Origin of the sequence: Pseudomonas sp. LF-5, from assembly GCF_037626295.1 — a bacterium.
In the GTDB taxonomy this organism is placed as follows: domain Bacteria; phylum Pseudomonadota; class Gammaproteobacteria; order Pseudomonadales; family Pseudomonadaceae; genus Aquipseudomonas; species Aquipseudomonas monsensis.
On record NZ_JARKMT010000001.1, the window covers coordinates 817,983 to 838,372 of the forward strand.

Here is a 20,390-nt window from a genome sequence, read left to right on the forward strand (position 1 = left end):
GCAAATGCTTCAAGGCATTACAAAGGCAGTTCGACCCGCGCGATCAGACCGCCGCCGCTGCGGTTGCGCAACGTCAACGTCCCACCCTGCTCCCACACGATCGCCCGCGCAGCGGACAGCCCCAGCCCGACGCCGCCGGTGTTACGGTTGCGCGAGGTTTCGAGGCGAAAAAACGGATCGAAGACCTTTTCCAACGACTCTTCAGCAATGCCAGGCCCCGTGTCACTGACTTCGATACTGACCAGGCGCTCGTTCGCGCGAAGTTCGATGCGCGGCTGTTGCGCATATTTTTCGGCGTTTTCCAGAAGATTGACAATCACTCGCTTGATACCCAGCGGCCGCCCCTCATAAACCAGATGCGCGGGCCCCTCAAAGTCAACGCTGATGTGTTGATCGCGGTAGTCATCGACGATCGTTTGCAAGAGTTCCGACAGATCGAATGCAGTGGTCTCCTCGCGGTGCGTGTCTTCACGGAAGAACGCCAGCGCCGCGTTGATCATCGACTGCATTTCTTCGATATCGCGGATCAGCTTGCCCTGGTGATCGAGGTCTTCCATGAATTCGCTGCGCAGGCGCATACGGGTCAGCGGTGCGCGCAAGTCATGGGAAATCGACGCCAGCATGTGCGTGCGTTCGCTGATGTAGTGCTGAATCTGCGCCTGCATGGTGTTGAAGGCGATGATCACCTGGCGGATTTCGTTCGGGCCTTCGATCTTGATCGGCGGCGCGCGCAGATCACCGCCGAAACGGCGCGCGGCGCTGGCGAAACGCTGCAGCGGTTGGGCCAGTTGGCGGGTGGCAAGCCAGGCCACCAATACCGTGGCAATCAGGCCCAGAGCGATGATGATCGCGATGCGTGTGCCGATGTCCAGTCCCCAGGAGCGCTCGCGTGAAGCGAACAGCAACCAACTGGCATCCGGCAGTTGAATCAGCGCCGCGTAGCGGGCCTGCGGACTGCCGCTCGGCCAGTCCGCGGGATTGAACACCTGAATGTGTCGATCATCGCCCAACAACTGATGCAGCACCGACGCCTTGTTCGCGATGAGTGGCGTACCACCCGCCGGCAATCCGAGTTCGGCGCGTTGCGCACTCCACGTCACTTCCTGGGTCGGGCCACTTGCCGCTTGGGCCAGTTGCCGGCGTAAAGGTGCCGGTGCGGCTTCGATCACTTTGACGGTGGCGGCAATCTGCTCCAGCAACCCGGTGCGTTCAATGGGCGGTCGCGCCCAGGTCCCCGCCACCTCCACGAACAGGAAATTCAGCGCCAGCGAAGCGAGCATGGCCGCGACAATGGTCAGGGCAATCCGCCGACTCAGCGGGTCGCGCTGCAGCCACCGGCGGATCATGAGCGCGTGACCTTGGCGGTGAACATATAACCGCCGTTGCGCACCGTGCGGATCAGGTCCGGGCGTTTGCTGTCCGGCTCGATCTTGCGCCGCAAACGGCTGACCTGCACGTCGATGCTGCGATCGAACGCGTCATGGCCCTGGCCACGGGACAGGTCGATCAGTTGCTCTCGGGTGAGGATGCGCTGCGGGTGATCGAGAAACACCACCAGCAGATCGAACTCGCCACCGGACAGCGGAATCATCACGTTTTCCGGCGAGCGCAGCTCGCGGCAAGTGATGTCCAGATGCCAACCGGCGAAGGCGATAACCGGGCGTGAAGGTTCCAGCGCCGTTCGCTGTTCTCCGGCCCGACGCTGCAAGGCGCGCACGCGGGCCAGCAGTTCTTGCGGGGCAAAGGGCTTGGTCAGGTAATCGTCGGCGCCGAGTTCCAGCCCGACAATGCGGTCGCTCAACTCGGCCATCGCCGTGAGCATGATGATCGGAATGCCCATCTGCGCGCGTATTTTCTGGCACAGACTCAAACCACCTTCGCCGGGCAGCATCAGGTCGAGAATGATCGTGTCCGGCCGCTGCTGCGCAATCGCCGCCCACATCGCGACGCCGTCGGCGGCGACATCAACCTCGTAGGCGTGCTGGACGAAGAACTTCTTCAGCAAGGCGAGAATTTCCACGTCATCGTCGACGATCAGCAGTCTGCTCACGTTCACAGGATCCTCAGGCCAGAAAAAGAACGCATCTAAAACTATTCCGGCGCCCGGGTCATTTATTTCAATCGGGCAACATTCCTTCGCCCCGGACATCAAGCGGACATCCTGCGGCAAAAACCCTCGGGCACCCTGCAGACCATCGAAAACAGGGGGGCATTTCATGAAGGCTTTGCACAGCAGGTATACCGCCGAGGGACACGACGCCCGCTATCCGTTGATCCTCAGCCAGCGCACCACCGCACCCGAACCCGATCAGCCGCTGCTGTTTCAGGAGTTCTGCCTGGGCCTGGCGAATGATCAGAGCCGGATTGTCCTGCGCCGCTATTTCGAGCAGTTCGGCCCCACCAGCGCCCAATGGGTCGAGTACGTCCACTCGATTCCGGCCGCCGATCTCATCCACTGGATCATGACCCACGGAACGCTGCACATCGAGTGTTCGGACAACACCGCGCCACTCGCCTCCTCGACCACCGCCCACGACTGAACCTGCGGGCAATAGACGTAAAACAAGGAACTCCATGATCAGAAGCCATTGCTTGATGACGCTGCTGTGTACCGCGTCCCTGAGCCTGTCGGCCTGCAGCAGCAAAACCGTCGAGCCTGAAAAATACAGCGGCTTTCTCCACGATTACAGCGTACTGCGCGAGCACCAGTCGCCATCGGGCCTGCCGGTTCTGGGTTGGGTCAGTCCGGCCCTGGCCCGTGGCCGTTATACGCAGGCCTATCTGGCGCCGAGTCAGTTCTACCCGAGCGCCGAGCCGACTGAACGCATCCCGCTGAGCACGCTCGCCGGCGTAACCGATTACTACGACGCCGCCCTGCGGCTCGAACTGGGCAAGGTACTGAAACTGGTCCCGCACCCCGGCCCGGACACGCTGACGGTCAGACCGGCGATCACCCGTGTGGCCGCCAGCACCCAGGGTTTGCGGTTTTATGAGTGGCTGCCGGTCACCTTGATCGCCGCCGGAGTGAGCAGCGCCACCGGCATCCGCGATCAGGACAGCGAAATCGCCACCGAAGTGTCGTTCGAGGACGGTTCGACCGGTGAAGTGGTCGCCGAAGTCGTACGCAAGGGCACTGGCGTGGCGCTGGAAAACGACCGGCAGGTGCTGACCGCCGATGACGTCAAAGGCGTGCTCGACGGTTGGGCCAATGACCTGGGCAAATCGTACGCGGCGATTCGCAAATAGTGGCGACGGGACTTACCCCGTTCGGCTGCGCCCTCATCACGCTCTGCACTCACAGGGCAGTTAATTCGGTGACACCCGGAAAAAATTCAGCGAGCGCTGAATTTTTTCGTGTCTTCTTGTATCAGAGCCAATAAGTCCATGCCATCAAACAGATAGCACCGATACAGCTCAGGTACAGGGAATACGCCACATGACATCCAGCAAACCCGCGGTCAGTCCGATCAGACTGAAAGACATCACCATTGTCGACGACGCCAAGATGCGCAAGGCCATCACCGCCGCCGCGCTCGGCAATGCGATGGAATGGTTCGACTTTGGCGTCTATGGCTTTGTCGCCTACGTGCTCGGCAAAGTGTTCTTTCCGGGCGCCGATCCGGGCATTCAAATGATCGCCGCATTGGCGACCTTCTCCGTGCCGTTTCTCATTCGGCCACTGGGTGGCCTGTTTTTCGGCGCTCTGGGCGACAAGTACGGACGCCAGAAAGTCCTCGCGGCCACCATCGTGATCATGTCGCTCAGCACCTTTGCCATCGGCCTGATCCCGTCCTATGCCTCGATCGGCATCTGGGCGCCGATCCTGCTGTTACTGGCGAAAATGGCTCAGGGCTTCTCGGTCGGTGGCGAATACACCGGCGCCTCAATCTTCGTCGCCGAATATGCACCGGACCGCAAACGCGGGTTTCTCGGCAGTTGGCTGGACTTTGGCTCGATTGCCGGTTTCGTCCTCGGCGCCGGCGTAGTGGTGTTGATTTCCACCACGCTCGGCGAAGCGAAGTTCGAGGAATGGGGCTGGCGTCTGCCGTTCTTCCTCGCGTTGCCGCTGGGCATGATCGGCCTCTATCTGCGTCATGCCCTGGAAGAAACCCCGGCCTTCCAGCAGCACGTCGAAAAACTTGAGCAAGGTGACCGCGAAGGCCTCGCCGGCGGCCCGAAAGTCTCGTTCAAGGAAGTGGCGACCAAGCACTGGCGCAGCCTGATGACCTGCATCGGCGTAGTAGCAGTGACCAACGTCACCTACTACATGCTGTTGACGTACATGCCGAGCTACCTGTCGCACAACCTGCACTACAGCGAAAACCGTGGCGTGCTGATCATCATCGCGATCATGGTCGGCATGCTGTTCGTGCAGCCGGCGATTGGCTTCATCAGCGACAAGATCGGCCGCAAGCCTTTCATCGTCGTCGGCAGCATCGGTCTGTTCATCCTGGCAATTCCGGCGTTCATGCTGATCAATAGCGGCAAGATCGGCCTGATCTTCGCCGGCCTGCTGATGCTGGCCGTGTTGCTGAACTTCTTCATCGGCGTCATGGCCTCGACCCTGCCGGCGATGTTCCCCACGCATATTCGCTATAGCGCCCTGGCCAGTGCATTCAACGTCTCGGTGCTGATCGCCGGTCTGACCCCGACCGCTGTCGCCTGGCTGGTAGAAAGCACCAATAACCTGTACATGCCGGCGTATTACCTGATGGTCATTGCCGTGATCGGCCTGATCACTGGCGTCACCATGAAGGAAACCGCCAACCAGCCGTTGCGTGGCGCTGCGCCGGCGGCTTCCGATCTTGAGGAAGCCAAAGAGCTGCTGCAGGAGCATCACGATAATATCGAGCAGAAAATTGAAGATATCGACGCGCAAATTGCGGAGCTGGAGGACAAGCGCAAGTTGCTGGTGCAGCAGCATCCGCGCATCAACGAATGAGTTGAATTAATTCCCCTTGTGGCGAGGGAGCTTGTCGAATTGTCGTCCGTCCCGCTGGGGGGCGGAGCGGCGTTTCTTTCAAAAGCATGGGTTCGCAGTGCAGTGCAGTGCAGCGGACGTAAGCGCCCTCGCCACAGGGTTGAGTTATTCAGTTCACCAACATGCCGTGACACATCAAACTCAAAACGCTGCGCATATGCCGCGCATGCGCCTCTCTGTCCGGCGTCGCCTCGGTCGCCAGGCGAATAAACGCCACATTCGCATACTGGTTAAACAGCGTCGCCGCGACATTTATGTCGATGGATTCGCGGATTTTACCGACGCGCTGAAAATGCATCAGCAATGCCTTGGTCTCTTCGATCACCGCGGCGTTCCATGGGTCCAGCGCGCGGGCCAGTTCGCCGGTGAACAGGAACGGCGCCAGTTCCCGCCATAGCGAAGCCGGCATCGCTTGCAGCTGGTAGTGAGTCATCAGGCCCTCGAACTCGCACAGCGCCTCCAGTGGATCACTGTCGTCATCCAGATTGGCCCGCGCCTCGCGCATGGCCTGCTCGTCCGGTTGCTTGAGCAGCGCCAGCAGAATCTCCTGCTTACCACCGAAATAGTTGACCACGGTCGGCGCGGACACGCCGGCCTGCACGGCGATCTGGTCGAGGGTGGTGGCGGCGAAACCATTGCTTTTGAACAGTTCCAGCGCCGCCGTTGCGATGGCTTCCCTGCGCTGTTCCTTTTGCCGCTCTCTGAGTCCGCTCATGTTGCCTCTGTTGATCCTTGCCAATGGCCCCCAGCCTACGGATATCTTTTTTCACCGACAAATATTTTCTTTACAAAAATATTTTTAAGTGACAAAACTTTACCCGTGCACCGCTGGAATGAACGCACCCACTCGTCCCGTTTATCTGGAGATCCGCCATGTCCGCCGAATTCGATCCTGCCCGCAGCACCCGCGATTACCAGGCCGCCGACGCCGCTCACCACATTCACGCGTTCGTCGATCAGAAAGCCCTTAACGAAGAAGGTCCGCGGGTGATGGTCAGCGGTGATCGCCTGGCGTTGTGGGACAACGACGGCAAGCGTTATCTGGACGGCATGTCCGGCCTGTGGTGCACCAACCTCGGTTACGGACGCAAGGATCTGGCCGCCGCCGCGACCGCGCAGCTGGAGCAACTGCCCTACTACAACATGTTCTTCCACACGACCCACCCGAAGGTGATCGAGCTGTCCGAGTTGCTGTTCAGCCTATTGCCGAAACACTACAGCCACGCGATCTACACCAACTCCGGCTCCGAGGCCAACGAGGTGCTGATCCGCACCGTGCGCAAGTTCTGGCAGGTGCTGGGCAAGCCCGAGAAGAAAATCATGATCGGCCGCTGGAACGGCTATCACGGCTCGACCCTGGCCGCGACGGCGCTGGGCGGCATGAAGTTCATGCACGAAATGGGCGGCACCATCCCCGATGTTGCGCACATTGATGAGCCTTACTGGTTCGCCCATGAGGGCGACCTCAGCCCGGAGGCGTTCGGCCTGCAAGCGGCGCGGCAACTGGAAGACAAGATTCTCGAGCTGGGCGCCGACAAGGTTGCCGCGTTCGTCGCCGAGCCGTTCCAGGGCGCGGGGGGCATGATCATTCCGCCGGCAACGTACTGGCCGGAAATTCAGCGCATCTGCCGTAAATACGATGTTTTGTTGTGTGCTGACGAAGTGATTGGTGGTTTTGGTCGCACGGGCGAATGGTTCGCCCATCAGACATTCGGTTTTGAACCCGACACGCTGTCGATCGCCAAAGGCCTGACCTCGGGTTACATCCCCATGGGCGGTTTGATTCTGTCGCGGCGCATGGCCGAGGCGCTGGTGGAAAAAGGTGGCGTGTTCGCTCACGGCCTGACCTATTCCGGGCACCCAGTGGCAGCCGCCGTGGCGATTGCCAACCTCAAGGCATTGCGTGATGAAGGCGTGGTCGCGCAGGTGAAGTCCGACACCGGGCCGTATCTGCAGAACTGCCTGCGCGAGGTGTTCGGCAATCACCCGTTGGTGGGTGAGATTCAGGGCGTGGGCCTGGTCGCAGCGTTGCAATTCGCTGAAGACAAGGCCAGTCGCAAGCGCTTTGCCAATGAAAACGACATCGCCTGGCGCTGCCGCACGATTGGCTTTGAAGAGGGGTTGATCATTCGTTCGACACTGGGACGGATGATCATGGCCCCAGCGTTGATCGCCACGCGCACGGAGCTGGATGAGTTGATCGACAAGACGCGGATTGCGCTGGATCGTACGGCGCGGGAGTACGGCGTGCTGTGATCGGCTGAGGGCATATCTGTCTTCTGTGGGCGCAACAAACTCGTGTGGCAAGCCAGCTCCCGCAGGGAATGATTGGGGCCTGAAAGGATTAAATCGGTGGGAGCACCATCCCGCCGATTACTCCGCGCGCCGCTTGGTGTTAAATAGGCGCCAGTCTTAACCTTGTCGCTTATAGCTGTGCCACGAGAGCCGATATGAACACCCATTCCAGGAAAAGAACCCCAATTCAAACGGCGGTGACCGCATGATCGAAGTCACCGAAGTTTCCATTGCCCAACTGCGCGCCGCGCTGGAATCCGGTCAGACCACTTCGGTGGAGCTGGTACAAGCCTATCTGGCGCGCATTGATGCCTACGACGGCGCCGACACCCCGACAGCGCTGAATGCCGTGGTGGTGCGCAACCCGGAAGCGCTCAACGAAGCGCGAGCGTCCGATGCCCGTCGCGCCAAAGGTGAAATCCTTGGCCCACTCGACGGCATTCCCTACACCGCCAAAGACAGTTACCTGGTCAAGGGCCTGACCGCTGCGTCCGGCAGCCCGGCCTTCGCCGACCTGATTGCCTACCGCGATGCGTTCACCATCGAACGCCTGCGTGCCGCCGGGGCGATCTGCCTGGGCAAGACCAATATGCCGCCGATGGCCAATGGCGGCATGCAGCGCGGTGTCTACGGTCGCGCCGAAAGTCCTTACAACGCCAATTACCTGACCGCGCCATTTGCTTCAGGCTCGTCGAACGGTGCCGGCACTGCCACTGCCGCGAGTTTCGCCGCGTTCGGTCTGGCTGAAGAAACCTGGTCGAGCGGGCGCGGCCCGGCTTCGAACAACGGTTTGTGCGCCTACACCCCGTCACGCGGGGTGATCTCGGTGCGCGGCAACTGGCCGTTGACGCCGACTATGGACGTCGTCGTGCCTTACGCGCGCACCATGGCCGACCTGCTCGAAGTCCTCGACATCGTTGTCGCTGAAGACCCGGACACCCGTGGCGACCTCTGGCGTCTGCAACCGTGGGTGCCGATCCCGAGCGTCAACGAAGTGCGCCCCGCCGCTTACGCCGAGCTCGCCGTCGATGCCAAGGCGCTGGCGGGCAAGCGTTTCGCCGTGCCGCGCATGTTCATCAATGCCGATCCTGAAGCCGGCACCAGCGAAGCCCCGGGCATCGGTGGCCCGACCGGCCAGCGCATCAACACCCGCGCCTCGGTGATCGACTTGTGGAAGCAGGCGCGTCAGGCCCTCGAAGCCGCAGGTGCCGAAGTCATCGAAACCGACTTCCCACTGGTCTCCAACTGCGAAGGTGACCGTCCCGGCGCACCGACGGTGTTCACCCGCGGGCTGGTCTCGAAAGAATTCCTCCACCATGAGCTGTGGGACCTGACTGCGTGGGCGTTCGACGATTTCCTGCAAGCCAACGGTGACCCGAAACTCAATCGACTGGTCGACGTCGACGGGCCGAAAATCTTCCCGCACGATCCGGGCACCCTGCCCAACCGTGAAGGCGATCTTGCCGCCGGCATGGATGAATACGTGCGCATGGCCGAACGCGGCATCACGCCGTGGAACGAGATCTCCACCGTGCCTGATGGCCTGCGAGGTCTGGAACAAACCCGGCGGATCGACCTGGAAGACTGGATGGACGCACTCGGCCTCGACGCAGTGCTGTTCCCGACCGTCGCCGACGTTGGGCCGGCAGACGCGGACGTCAACCCGGAATCGGCGGACATCGCCTGGAGCAACGGCATCTGGGTGGCCAACGGCAACCTCGCGATCCGCCACCTAGGCGTACCGACCGTCACCGTGCCGATGGGCTTGATGGCCGATATCGGCATGCCGGTGGGGCTGACCTTCGCTGGCCGGGCGTATGACGATTCGAACCTGCTGCGATTCGCGGCGGCCTATGAATCGACCGGCAGCAAACGCCAGATCCCGCCGCGCACGCCGCCACTGTTTTAAATGCTGGGAGTGCGGTGTGTCTGTCAGCAGAAATGTTGCCTGACACACCGCCATCGCTGGCAAGCCAGCTCCCACAGGTTTCTGCTGCAGTCACAAAACCCGTGTTGAACGCAAATCCCTGTAGGAGTGTGTGTGGTCATCATCGGTGAGCACAGCCTGAATCCCTGTGGGAGCTGGCTTGCCAGCTCCCACAGGTTTCTGCTCCAGTCACAAAACCCGTGTTGAACGCAAAACCTGTAGGAGTGTGTGTGGTCATCATCGGTGAGCGCACCCTGAATCCCTGTGGGAGCTGGCTTGCCAGCTCCCACAGGTTTCTGCTGCAGTCACAAAACCCGTGTTGAACGCAAAACCCTGTAGGAGTGTGTGTGGTCACCATCGGTGAGCGCACCCTGAATCCCTGTGGGAGCTGGCTTGCCAGCGATGGCGTCAGCGCCTTCACCACCTCATGACCTGACAGCCACAGCAATTCAGCACACCCGCTCAATCGCCCTTCCTGCATTCCCGCGATCATCCCGGTCACCTTAATTGCCGCTGGCCACTGACCATGATCGACTGCGTCCCCTCGCGCCTCACCCTGCTCGCGCTGCTCTGCGGTCTCACTACAACCGCCCACGCCAGCGGTTTTTTCGACGATGCCAAAACCGAAGTGCTCAGCCGCAATTTCTTCCTGAGCAACGACTACCGCTCGCCCTCAGCGTCCGGTAAAAACTACAAACAGGAATGGGCTCAGGGGTTTATCGGCACCTTCTCATCCGGTTTCACCCCCGGCACAGTCGGTTTCGGCATCGACGCCCACGCCTTCGCCGGGCTGAAACTGGATGGCGGCAAGGGCCATTCCGGTACCGGGTTGCTGCCGGTCGACAGCGATGGCCGCAGTGAAAACGACTACTCCAGCGCGGGCGGTGCGCTCAAGTTGAAAGCGTCGCGCACCACCCTCGCCTTCGGTGAAATGACCGTGGAAACCCCGGTGTTCGACACCTCCGACAAACGCCTGCAACCGGAATACGCCACCGGTTTCCTGCTCAACAGCGCCGAGTTCGACCACGTCAATCTGGTGTCTGGGCATTTCACCTCGTTCAAGAATCAGGACAGCTCATCAGGCAAGGGCGATTTCTACGGCTATGGCGCCAATACCGAGGCCGGCGGGATCAGTTTTCTCGGCGCCGATCTGTTCAGCGACAGCCCGATAGGCGGCGCGTTGTATGCCTCGGACCTGAGCGACACCTGGCATCAGTACTACGGCAACCTGCACCTCAAGCAGTCCGGCGTGCTGCTCGACGCCAACCTCTATCACACGCGCGACAGCGGCCGGGCACTGGCCGGCGCCATCGACAACACCGCGTTCAGCCTTTCCGGCAAATACACCTTCGGCCCGCACGCGGTGATGCTCGGCTGGCAAAAGATCAATGGCAACACACCGTTCGACTTCGTCGGCGGCGACTCGATCTACCTCGCCAACTCGATCAAATACGCCGATTTCAATGGCGCCAACGAACGCTCGTGGCAGGCGCGCTATGACCTCGACCTGGGCGCCTTCGGCATCCCCGGCCTGAAGTTCATGACCCGCTACGTCAGCGGTAGCCATATCGACGGCACCCACGCGCCCAAGGGCGGCGCCTACAACCCGTTCGATCCTGACAGCGGCAGTTACCAGCCGCAGCAAGGTGACGGCGGCAAACACTGGGAGCGGGATATTGATTTGAAGTACATCGTTCAGTCGGGCGCGGCGAAGGACCTGTCGGTGCAGGTCTCACATGTATCGCACCGGGCCAATGAGGCGCAGGCCGGCGATGACATTGACCGGATCTATGTGGTGATCCAGTACCCACTTGGTTTCTAACCCACCGCCCATCCCGATTTGAAACGCTATCCCCTGTAGGAGTGAGCCTGTTCGCGATAGCGTCTTTTCAGCAACATTCATGCTCACTGATACACCGTTATCGCGAGCAGCCTCACTCCCCCAGGTTTGGGTTTCAGCCAAATATCCGTGTACGCAACACACCTTTCACGGCCAGCCATGTAGGTGCTGTTGATTGAAATGGCGGAAGGCAGCCGGAGTCGAACCTGCCCGGGAACGGATGCCGTCCCCAACCGGGTTTGAAGCCCGGCCGCGCCACCGGGCGCGATTGCCTTCCTTGAACTCATTGGGCGTCGGCGTCGGCCAGCGCGTTGTCGGGGCGGATCTGGCGGGATTCGCCGAGGCGTCGGGTCAGGCCGACGCGGTCGAAATATTCGAGGTACTGAATACAGCGTTTGCGTCCCAAGCCTAGCGCATCGCGGAAGGTTGTCACCTGGATCTGCGGATTTTCCCTGGCCAGTTTGAGCAACACTTCCGCCATTTGGCGCAGTTGCACGTCGCTCAAAAACAGGTCGCGCACTATTTGATGCATCAACCCCAAACGCGCCAGTTTACGCAGCAACAAGCGCACGACCGCGTCGTCCTGCCCCAGCACTGTCGCCACGTCACGCACCCACGGCGGATCGAAACCGGCCAGTTCGAACAATGGCTGCAACCCTAGCCAGAGGCTTTCGTCCTCGGCATTCAGGCGCACCTGATGATCCGGCAGGTGCAGCCACGGACCGCTCGCCTGGATCGAACCGGCCGTCAGCAATTCATCGAGCAAGCTCGCGAATGTCGAACGTTCGAGTGCCAGCCCGCTGAAGCGACGCAAGCGATCGCGATCCGGGCCCATCTGGTCAGGTTCCCGTTCATGGAACTGCGCGAGGTGCTCCAGCAGCGTGAACTTCAGCTGCGCCCAACGCTGCACATTGAACAGCACCGGGCCTTGGCGGGTGTCGATCAGGCGCACGTTGTCGGCTAACGACCAGGTTGAGCGCGGGCGATTGAATTGACGCTCCAGTCGTTGCGGGTCGAGGCCGCCAGCGCTGTGATTGAGCAGCACCGGCAAGGCTCGTTCAAGGCTATCGCTGGCAGCCAGGGCTTGCAGTTGCGCCAGACGTTCGGGGCTGCGCCGTTGTCGTGCCGGTGCAAACGGGTCGAGGACCTGACCGCCACCCAAGGTCCGTTGCGCGCTCTGGTCACGCAGAATCACCCGATCGCCCTTCAACGCCTGCACCGGCACATTGATCAGCAATTGCGCGAACATCCGCTCGCCGGGACTCAAGCGTGGCCCTTCGAGCAAGGCCACCCGGGCGATGACATCCTGCGTGCCGAGATGCACATGCACCGGGTGAAAGTGTTCGAAGGTGCGTTCGCCGGGCAATAGGTGAAAGTCGATGTCGACCCGTTGTGTCGGGGCGTGCAACCACTCGCTCAGCAACCATTGGCCGCGATGGATCTGCGCCAGTTCGAGGCGTTCACCGCTCAGATTCAACGCCACCCGTTGCCCCGCGAAGGCCTGTTCGGCGGCTTGGCTCTGCGCGTGCAAGCCGCGCACCCGCACGGTTTTCCCGGATGGCCCGAGGGTCAGTTTGTCGCCGACCGTAACTGCGCCCGACAACGCCGTGCCGGTCACCACAATCCCCGCGCCCGCCACGCTGAACGCGCGGTCGATGGCCAGGCGAAATCCCCCTTCACGGCTACGCTCATGTACCTCGCTTTGCGTCTGCACCAGCAGCTCGCGCAGTGCTTCAATGCCCTGCCCGCTCAAGCTCGACACAGTCATTATCGGCGCCTCGGCAAACGGCCCCGGTGCGAGTAGGTCCAGCACTTGACGTTGTACTTCTTCCACCCTGCCCGCCTCGGCTCGATCGCATTTGGTGATCGCCACCACGGCCCGCGAAATGCCGAGCAATTCAACAATCGCCAGGTGTTCGCGGGTTTGCGGCATCACACCGTCATCCGCCGCCACCACCAGCAACACCAGATCAATGCCTTGCGCACCGGCGAGCATGTTATGGGTGAATTTTTCGTGGCCAGGGACGTCGATAAACCCGGTCAGCCCCGTGCCAGGTTCAAGTTCGGCGTAGAGATAACCCAGGTCGATGGTCATGCCGCGCTCGCGTTCCTGCGGGCGGCGGTCGCCGGTTTGCCCGGTCAAGGCTTGCAGCAGCGACGTCTTGCCGTGGTCGATGTGCCCCGCCGTGCCGACAATCACGAATCGACCTGCAGGTGCGGCAATTGCGCGAGCCACGCCGGTTCATCGTCGAGCTGACGCAAATCCAGCCACAGCGCATCATCGTCAATGCGTCCAAGCACCGGGATCGGCAAGGCGCGCAGCGCCGCTTCCAGAGTCAGCAGGCAACGCCCGCGCAAGCGCTTGGACACTTGCGGGCGCAGGCACAACGCCGCGCTCGGCAAGCGCGCCACCGGTTGGCTACCGCTGCCGATCATGCCCAAGGCGTGGACTGCGCTGACATTCCAGGTCTCGCCCAATACGTCGGCCAGCGCCGGCTGCAGCCGTGATGCCTGGGCGAAGATGTCGGCTTGCGGGCGCGTCAACAGGCGCAGGCTCGGCAGACGTTCAGCGAGGCGATCAGGGTCGCGGTATAACCCCAGCACCGCCTCCAGCGCGGCCAAGGTCAGTTTGTCCACCCGCAACGCGCGTTTCAGCGGGTTCTTCTTGATCTTCGCGATCAGTTCTTTGCGACCGACAATCAACCCGGCCTGCGGCCCTCCCAGTAATTTGTCGCCACTGAAGGTGACGATATCTGCACCATCGAGCAACGCCTGGCGCACCGTCGGTTCCGCCGGCAAGCCCCAGCGCGTCAAGTCCAACAAACTGCCGCTACCGAGATCTTCCAGCAACGGCAGGCCATGTCGGTGGGCCAGCTCGGCCAGTTCCGCTGTCGGCACGCGGGCGGTAAAACCTTCGATGCTGTAATTGCTTGCATGCACGCGCATGATCAAGCCGCTGCGCGGGCTGATCGCCGCCTCATAGTCACGGGCATGGGTGCGATTGGTCGTGCCGACTTCGTGCAGTCGCACGCCGGCGCGGGCCATGATGTCGGGGATGCGGAACGCGCCGCCGATTTCGATCAGCTCGCCACGGGAAATGATGCCTTCCTTGCGTGCGCCGAGACTGTTCAGGGTCAAGAGCACGGCGGCGGCATTGTTGTTGACCACGGTAACGGCTTCGGCGCCGGTCAGTTCGCGGATCAGGCCTTCGATCAAATCATCGCGATCACCGCGCTTGCCGCTGGCCAGATCGAACTCCAGATTGAGCGGATAACGCGCGGCCATGTGCACGGCCTCAATGGCTTCGTCCGGGAGCAAGGCGCGGCCGAGGTTGGTGTGCAACACCGTGCCGGTCAGGTTGAACACCCGCCGCACGTTGCTGCACTGTTGCCGGGCCAGGCGTTCACCGACGCGGCCGGCGAGCACTTCGGGGCTGATTTCGACGGCGGACAATTGCCCGCTCAAGACAGCGGAACGCAACTCATCGAGCAACTGGCGTAAACCCGCCAGCAGCGACTCACGTCCATGACGCTCGGCCAACGGCAGGCAGGCCGGGTGACGCAACAACCCATCAATGGAAGGTAACCGCAGGGACATCAGCCACTCCTGGAGGCAGATCACTGGGCCAGAGTGTAGACCCTGCGTTCACTCATCTCCCGGAGCCAGCAAGAGATTCGGTGCCAGCCGCTGATAACCGTCCTGAGCCAGACGCATATCCAGCAGCAAACTGCCGAGATCTGCCGACAACGCCTCGGCATCGGCATCGTTCTCCAGATAAACCAGTTTCAGGTAGCTATTGCAGCCCGGACAGACCTCAGCCCTTAACGGCGCCTGATTGGCCGCATGCCGATCATCCTCAAAGCTCAAATAGTCGAGCCCTTTGCTCGACTCGCAATACACGCACTTGACCCGCACCACATGCCATTCGCAGGCACACAGCGAACACACCAGATAACGCAGACCGTTGTGTTTGCCGCGATGGCGGATCACCCCGGCCATCGCCGGTGACCCGCAGGCCGGGCATTGGCTGAGGCTGTCGCCGGGTTTCAGTTGCAGGTCGTGCACGCTGAGCAGCCAGTGGCTCCACGCCACTTGCAGTGCGGCGCCGAGAAACGGCACCAGTTGCGCCGGCACCAGCGAATACTGGCCACTGACCAGAGCCACGGCCCACGCACGCAACTGACCGGGACTGGCGGCGCGCAGCGTGTCGAGCGCATCCATAACCGCAGGTTGATGCGCCGGCTCATAACGCTGCAGCAACGCGAAAAGCCAAGCCTGCCAGCCCTCTTCGCGCACCAACGTGTCGGCGGCGAACGGCGGTAAACCATGTTGCTGACAGGCAGCAATCCTTTGCTGATCGATCCGCGCCGTCTGCGGTGGGTCGTCGAACACCTGTTGCTGAACACGGCACAACCCGGCAATCAACCGCAGGTACTCAGCCAGTGGATGCCCCTCGGCCAGTTTTTCCAGTCGATCGGCGCGGAGCGCAAACAGGTCAGGCGGCGGCAGATGCAGAAACGGCGGCGAACTGGCCGCCGCCTCGATGTCCCCGGGTTCAAGAATGGTTGCCAAAGGTCAGCCCTTTTTGGTGATCGGTCGTTCCGGCACGTCCGGACGCCGTTCGTCGCGGGTGATTTCGCGGTACCAGAGTTCATGGTGTTTCTTCGCCCAGGCGCGACTGACCCAGCCGTGCAGCATCGCCTCCACCGAGCCCTTGATCCACAGCCCGGCGTAAATGTGAATGATGATGCTCAGGATCAGCACAAACCCCGCCAGTGCATGCAGGAGCATCGCCCAGCGGATCACGGTGATGCCGAAATACGCACTGAACCAGGCCCGCCAGATCACCAGCCCGGTGAACAGCAACGCGAACATGCACAGGAGTAAAGTCCAGAACAGCAGCTTCTGCCCGGCGTTGTACTTGCCCACCGGCGGCACGCTTTCTTCGTCGTTGACCATCACCCGATTGATCCGCCGCAGCCACCGCCGGTCATTGGCGATGAAGAAATTGCTGCGCCAGAAGCTGAACACCAGGCCAAGGAACAACACGAACATGGCGATGCCCATGTACGGATGCAGAATCCGTGTCCACGGCCCGCCGCCGAACAGATTGGTCAGCCAGAACATTGACGGATGAAACAACGCCAGCCCCGACAGCCCGGCCATGAAAAACAGAATCGCCACCAGCCAGTGATTGGTGCGCTGGTTGGCGGTGTAACGCAGGATCGTCTTGTTGCTCATGGCCGGTCCTCCCCACGTGGATCGAAGGTGTGCACCGCCGGATCGACGGTATGCACCGAGGTGTCGGGTGGCGTTGGATGGTCATCCTCCTCGACCCGGTTCGGCCCGATGCGCACATAGTGGAAGAACCCGGCCAGCACCGCCGCGCCCATTGCCAGCAGGCCCAGGGGCTTGCTGATGCCTTTCCACAGGCCCACCAACGGACTGATGGCCGGCGCATCCGGCAACCCGGCGTAGATCTTCGGTGTGTCGGCATGGTGCAGCACATACATCACATGGGTGCCGCCGACGCCTTCCGGGTCGTACAGGCCGGCATTGTCGAAGCCACGGCTTTTCAGGTCGACGATGCGTTCGGCAGCGTGCTCCTTCATGTCGTCCTTGCTGCCGAAGACAATCGCGCCGGTCGGGCAGGTTTTCACGCAGGCCGGTTCCAGCCCCACCGCCACCCGATCCGAACACAACGTGCATTTGTAGGCCTTGTGATCCTTCTGCGAAATCCGCGGAATGTTGAACGGGCAACCGGTGATGCAATAGCCGCAGCCGATGCAGTGGTCCTGATCAAAATCGACGATGCCGTTGGCGTGCTTGATAATCGCCCCCGGACTCGGGCAGGCCGCCAGGCAACCGGGCTCGGCACAGTGCATGCAGCCGTCCTTGCGGATCAACCATTCGAGGTTGCCGGCGTCGGTTTCGTGCTCGGTGAAGCGCATCAACGTCCAGGTTTCGGCGCTCAGGTCTTGCGGATTGTCGTAGGTGCCGTGGTTGTGGCCCACCTCGTCGCGCAGCTCGTTCCATTCCGAGCAGGCGACCTGGCAGGCCTTGCAGCCAATGCATTTGGTGGTGTCGATCAGCTTGGCCACCTCCTGCTGATTCCTCACCGAGGGCGGCACCGTGGTGGTGGCCGAGCGGGCAATGATGTCTTGGCTGGCCATTTAAAGATTCTCCATCAGAGCTTCTCCACGTTGACCAGGAATGACTTGGATTCCGGGGTCTGGGTGTTGCCATCGCCGAGGAACGGCACCAGGGTGTTGGTCAGGTAACCGTGACGCGTCAGGCCGGTGAACCCCCAGTGCAGCGGGATGCCGATCTGATGCACGACCTGGCCGTTGACCTGCAACGGCCGGATCCTTTTGGTCACCACCGCCACCGCTTCGATGAACCCGCGTTTACAGCTGACGCGCACGCGATCACCGGCGGCAATGCCCTTCTCTTTCGCCAGCACTTCGCCGATCTCGACGAACTGCTCGGGCTGGGCAATCGCATTCAATTTGCAATGCTTGCTCCAGAAGTGGAAATGCTCGGTCAGCCGGTAACTGGTGCCGGCGTACGGGAAGTCCTTGGCTTCGCCGAGGCTTTCCCAGACCGAATCGAAGATCCGCGCCGCCGGGTTACTGGTGGCCTTTTTGTTTTGCGGGTGCAGCGGGTTGATGCCGATCGGCGTTTCGAACGGCTCGTAGTGCTCGGGGAATGGCCCCTCGTTCATCTTGTCGACGGCGAAGAACCGCGCCACGCCTTCGGGGTTCATGATGAACGGGTTCATCCCGGCTTCCGGCGGCACATCGGCCTTGTAGTCCGGCACATCGGTACCGCCCCAGGCCTTGCCGTTCCACCACACCAGACGTTTTTTCGGGTCCCACGGTTTGCCGGCGACATCCGCCGAAGCACGGTTGTAGAGAATCCGCCGGTTGGCCGGCCAGGCCCATGCCCAACCCAGATGCTGATGCATGCCATAGGGATCGGCGTTGTCGCGCCGGGCCATCTGATTACCGGCTTCGGTCCAGCTGCCGGCGAAAATCCAGCAGCCAGATGCGGTACTGCCGTCATCCTTGAGCAAGCCGAAACCCGCCAGTTGCGTGCCGGCCTTGACCGCGACGCCGGTGGCATCGGTGAAGTCGGCGACGGCGCTGCCGTTGATTTCCTTGGCCAGTTCTTCCGGCGAAGGCTCGTCGGGGATCTTGTACGGCCACGACAGCTTCAGCAGTGGATCGGGGAACTTGCCGCCCTCGGCCTGATAGCGCTTGCGCAGGCGCAGGAACAGCTCGCTCATGATGCGAATGTCGGTCTGCGCTTCGCCCGGGCCATCGGCACCCTTCCAGTGCCATTGCAGCCAGCGGCTGCTGTTGACCAGCGAACCGTCCTCTTCGGCAAAACAGGTGGTGGGCAGGCGAATGACTTCGGTCTGGATCTCGGCGCTTTTCACGTCGTTGTACGGCCCGACGTTGTGCCAGAACTCCGAGGTTTCGGTGGCCAGCGGGTCCATCACCACCAGCCATTTCAGTTTGGCCAGTGCGCCCATCACCCGGTTCTTGTCGGGCAACGCAGCGATTGGGTTGAATCCCTGGCAGAAGTAGCCGTTGACCTTGCCCTGGCTCATCAGGTCGAACATCTTCAGGACGTCGTAGTTGGGGATGTCGAGTTTCGGCAGATGGTCGTAGCACCAATTGTTCTCGACGGTGGCGTTGGCGCCGTACCACGCCTTCATCAGGCTGACGTGGAATTTGCTGTAGTTCTGCCAGTACGACAATTGCCCCGGACGCAACGGCACTTGCGTGCGTTTGTGGATGAAGGCGTTGTAATCCTGCTCGGTGTCGGTGCCCAGCGTCAGGTAGCCCGGCAGCGCATTGGAAAGCAAGCCAAGGTCAGTCAGGCCCTGAATGTTCGAGTGCCCGCGCAACGCGTTGACTCCGCCGCCCGGCATGCCGACGTTGCCCAGCAACAGCTGGACCATCGCCGCACTGCGAATGATCTGCGCGCCGATCGAGTGTTGCGTCCAGCCGAGCGCATAGAGAATGGTCATGGTCTTGCCGGGCGTGGCGCACGTGGCAATCTCATCCCAGATTTTCTGCATGGCATCGACCGGCATCCCGCAGATCTGGCTGGCGAGGTCGATGTTGTAGCGGCTGTAATGCTGTTTCATCAGTTGATAGACACAGCGCGGGTCCTGCAGGGTCGGGTCGACTTTGACAAAGCCGTCCTCGCCCAGCTCGTAGCCCCAGCCGGATTTGTCGGTATAGCTGCGCTTGGCCACGTCGTAGCCGCTGAAGATGCCATCTTCAAAGCCATAGCCGGCCCTGACGATGAACGACATGTCGGTGTAGTTGCGCACGTATTCGTGCTGGATCTTGTCCGTGGTCAGCAGGTAATTGATCAGGCCGCCCATGAAGGCGATGTCGGTGCCGGTACGGATCGGCGCGTAATAGTCGGCCACGGACGCGGTCCGGGTAAAACGCGGATCGACCACGATCAGCCGCGCGGCGTTGTGCGCTTTGGCCTCGGTCACCCATTTGAAGCCGCACGGATGCGCTTCTGCTGCGTTGCCACCCATCACCAGGATCAGATTCGCGTTGGCGATATCGGTCCAGGTGTTGGTCATGGCTCCACGGCCGTACGTCGGGGCAAGACTTGCCACCGTCGGGCCGTGTCAGACACGCGCCTGGTTATCGAACCCCAGCATGCCGAGACTGCGGATCACCTTCTGGGTGATGTAGCCGGCTTCGTTGGACGCCGCCGATGCCGCGAGAAACCCGGTGCTCAGCCAGCGATTCACTGTTTGCCCGTTGGCATTTTTCTCGATGAAGTTGGCGTCGCGGTCGGCTTTCATCAGGTCGACGATGCGGTCGAGCGCTTCGTCCCAACTGATTCGCGTCCATTCGCTGCTGCCCGGCTTGCGCGTTTGCGGGTAGAGCAAACGGCCGGGGCTGTGAATGAAGTCGAGAAGACCTGCGCCTTTCGGGCAGAGGGTGCCGCGGTTTACCGGGTGGTCGGCGTCGCCCTCGATGTGAATGATATTTTGCGCGACGTTCTTCGCGGCATCGCCCTGGCTGTACATGATCAAGCCGCAACCGACCGAGCAATACGGGCAAGTGTTGCGGGTTTCATGGGTGTGGGCAAGCTTGAAGTGGCGCACCTGCTCGGCGAAGGCTGGCGTCGGGGCCATGCCCAACGCGCCCAGGCTAGAGCCTGCAAGGCCGATACCGGCGACCTTGAAGAACTGACGACGGCTGAGATCCATCGTGCACTCCTGATCAGGTGGAACCCGGTACTGGTGCCGGGCTTTTTCTGGACAAACACGGTTACGGCAAACGTGTGCCGACTTTTTCACTGTA

At 61.5% G+C, this 20,390-nt stretch carries 15 protein-coding genes and 1 tRNA gene; 6 read left to right on the plus strand and 10 right to left on the minus strand.

The annotated features are described in order from the left end of the window. Positions 1–17 precede the first annotated feature (17 nt). On the minus strand, positions 18–1,346 hold the full coding sequence (locus PseuLF5_RS03800; protein WP_267794772.1) for an ATP-binding protein: 1,329 nt from the start codon (positions 1,344–1,346) through the stop codon (positions 18–20). Continuing rightward, complete coding sequence (locus PseuLF5_RS03805) at positions 1,343–2,050, minus strand: response regulator (RefSeq protein WP_123469184.1); 708 nt, start codon at positions 2,048–2,050, stop codon at positions 1,343–1,345. The genes PseuLF5_RS03800 and PseuLF5_RS03805 overlap by 4 nt, the downstream gene beginning before the upstream one ends. A 166-nt stretch (positions 2,051–2,216) precedes the next feature. Here PseuLF5_RS03805 and PseuLF5_RS03810 point away from each other — a divergent pair, with 166 nt between their 5' ends. The 3 genes from PseuLF5_RS03810 (at position 2,217) to proP (ending at position 4,942) form a co-directional block, all read left to right on the plus strand. Then, positions 2,217–2,540 (plus strand): hypothetical protein, encoded by a 324-nt coding sequence (locus PseuLF5_RS03810; RefSeq protein ID WP_123468646.1) that lies wholly within the window; start codon positions 2,217–2,219, stop codon positions 2,538–2,540. A gap of 55 nt (positions 2,541–2,595) precedes the next feature. Further along, the gene (locus PseuLF5_RS03815) at positions 2,596–3,246 is read left to right on the plus strand and encodes a DUF3313 domain-containing protein (RefSeq protein ID WP_429540956.1); all 651 of its coding nucleotides are present in this window, start codon (positions 2,596–2,598) and stop codon (positions 3,244–3,246) included. 190 nt (positions 3,247–3,436) lie between these two features. Beyond that, complete coding sequence (gene proP, locus PseuLF5_RS03820; RefSeq protein WP_123468643.1) at positions 3,437–4,942, plus strand: glycine betaine/L-proline transporter ProP; 1,506 nt, start codon at positions 3,437–3,439, stop codon at positions 4,940–4,942. 148 nt (positions 4,943–5,090) lie between these two features. Here the strand turns inward: proP and PseuLF5_RS03825 are convergent, their stop codons facing one another. Next, a complete protein-coding gene (locus tag PseuLF5_RS03825; protein ID WP_340132968.1) occupies positions 5,091–5,696 on the minus strand; it encodes a TetR/AcrR family transcriptional regulator in 606 nt (201 codons plus the stop codon). Between the two features lie 158 nt (positions 5,697–5,854). On the opposite strand from PseuLF5_RS03825, the gene PseuLF5_RS03830 reads away from it, so the two are divergent. The 3 genes from PseuLF5_RS03830 to PseuLF5_RS03840 all read left to right on the plus strand — a co-directional run bounded on the left by PseuLF5_RS03830 (position 5,855) and on the right by PseuLF5_RS03840 (position 11,025). Further along, positions 5,855–7,237, plus strand: coding sequence for an aspartate aminotransferase family protein (locus tag PseuLF5_RS03830; RefSeq protein WP_336346767.1), 1,383 nt, complete (start codon positions 5,855–5,857; stop codon positions 7,235–7,237). Positions 7,238–7,481: 244 nt separating this feature from the next. Then, on the plus strand, positions 7,482–9,185 hold the full coding sequence (locus tag PseuLF5_RS03835) for an amidase (RefSeq protein WP_340132969.1): 1,704 nt from the start codon (positions 7,482–7,484) through the stop codon (positions 9,183–9,185). Between the two features lie 544 nt (positions 9,186–9,729). Beyond that, on the plus strand, positions 9,730–11,025 hold the full coding sequence (locus PseuLF5_RS03840) for an OprD family porin (RefSeq protein ID WP_340132970.1): 1,296 nt from the start codon (positions 9,730–9,732) through the stop codon (positions 11,023–11,025). Positions 11,026–11,224: 199 nt separating this feature from the next. Here the strand turns inward: PseuLF5_RS03840 and PseuLF5_RS03845 are convergent. The 7 genes from PseuLF5_RS03845 to fdnG all read right to left on the minus strand — a co-directional run bounded on the left by PseuLF5_RS03845 (position 11,225) and on the right by fdnG (position 20,296). Then, positions 11,225–11,320: transfer RNA gene (locus PseuLF5_RS03845), tRNA-Sec, on the minus strand. 6 nt (positions 11,321–11,326) lie between these two features. Continuing rightward, positions 11,327–13,243, minus strand: coding sequence for a selenocysteine-specific translation elongation factor (gene selB, locus PseuLF5_RS03850; protein ID WP_340133267.1), 1,917 nt, complete (start codon positions 13,241–13,243; stop codon positions 11,327–11,329). Next, the gene (gene selA, locus PseuLF5_RS03855; RefSeq protein WP_340133268.1) at positions 13,240–14,643 is read right to left on the minus strand and encodes an L-seryl-tRNA(Sec) selenium transferase; all 1,404 of its coding nucleotides are present in this window, start codon (positions 14,641–14,643) and stop codon (positions 13,240–13,242) included. Before selA ends, selB begins: the two co-directional genes overlap by 4 nt. Positions 14,644–14,688: 45 nt before the next feature. Continuing rightward, positions 14,689–15,615, minus strand: a complete 927-nt coding sequence (fdhE, locus tag PseuLF5_RS03860; RefSeq protein ID WP_336346770.1) for a formate dehydrogenase accessory protein FdhE — start codon at positions 15,613–15,615, stop codon at positions 14,689–14,691. 3 nt (positions 15,616–15,618) lie between these two features. Then, entirely contained in the window at positions 15,619–16,284 is a 666-nt protein-coding gene (locus PseuLF5_RS03865; protein WP_340132971.1) for a formate dehydrogenase subunit gamma, read from the minus strand. After that, entirely contained in the window at positions 16,281–17,216 is a 936-nt protein-coding gene (fdxH, locus tag PseuLF5_RS03870; protein ID WP_267794786.1) for a formate dehydrogenase subunit beta, read from the minus strand. The genes PseuLF5_RS03865 and fdxH overlap by 4 nt, the downstream gene beginning before the upstream one ends. A gap of 14 nt (positions 17,217–17,230) precedes the next feature. Then, entirely contained in the window at positions 17,231–20,296 is a 3,066-nt protein-coding gene (fdnG, locus tag PseuLF5_RS03875; RefSeq protein ID WP_222832939.1) for a formate dehydrogenase-N subunit alpha, read from the minus strand. Between the last annotated feature and the right edge of the window lie 94 nt (positions 20,297–20,390).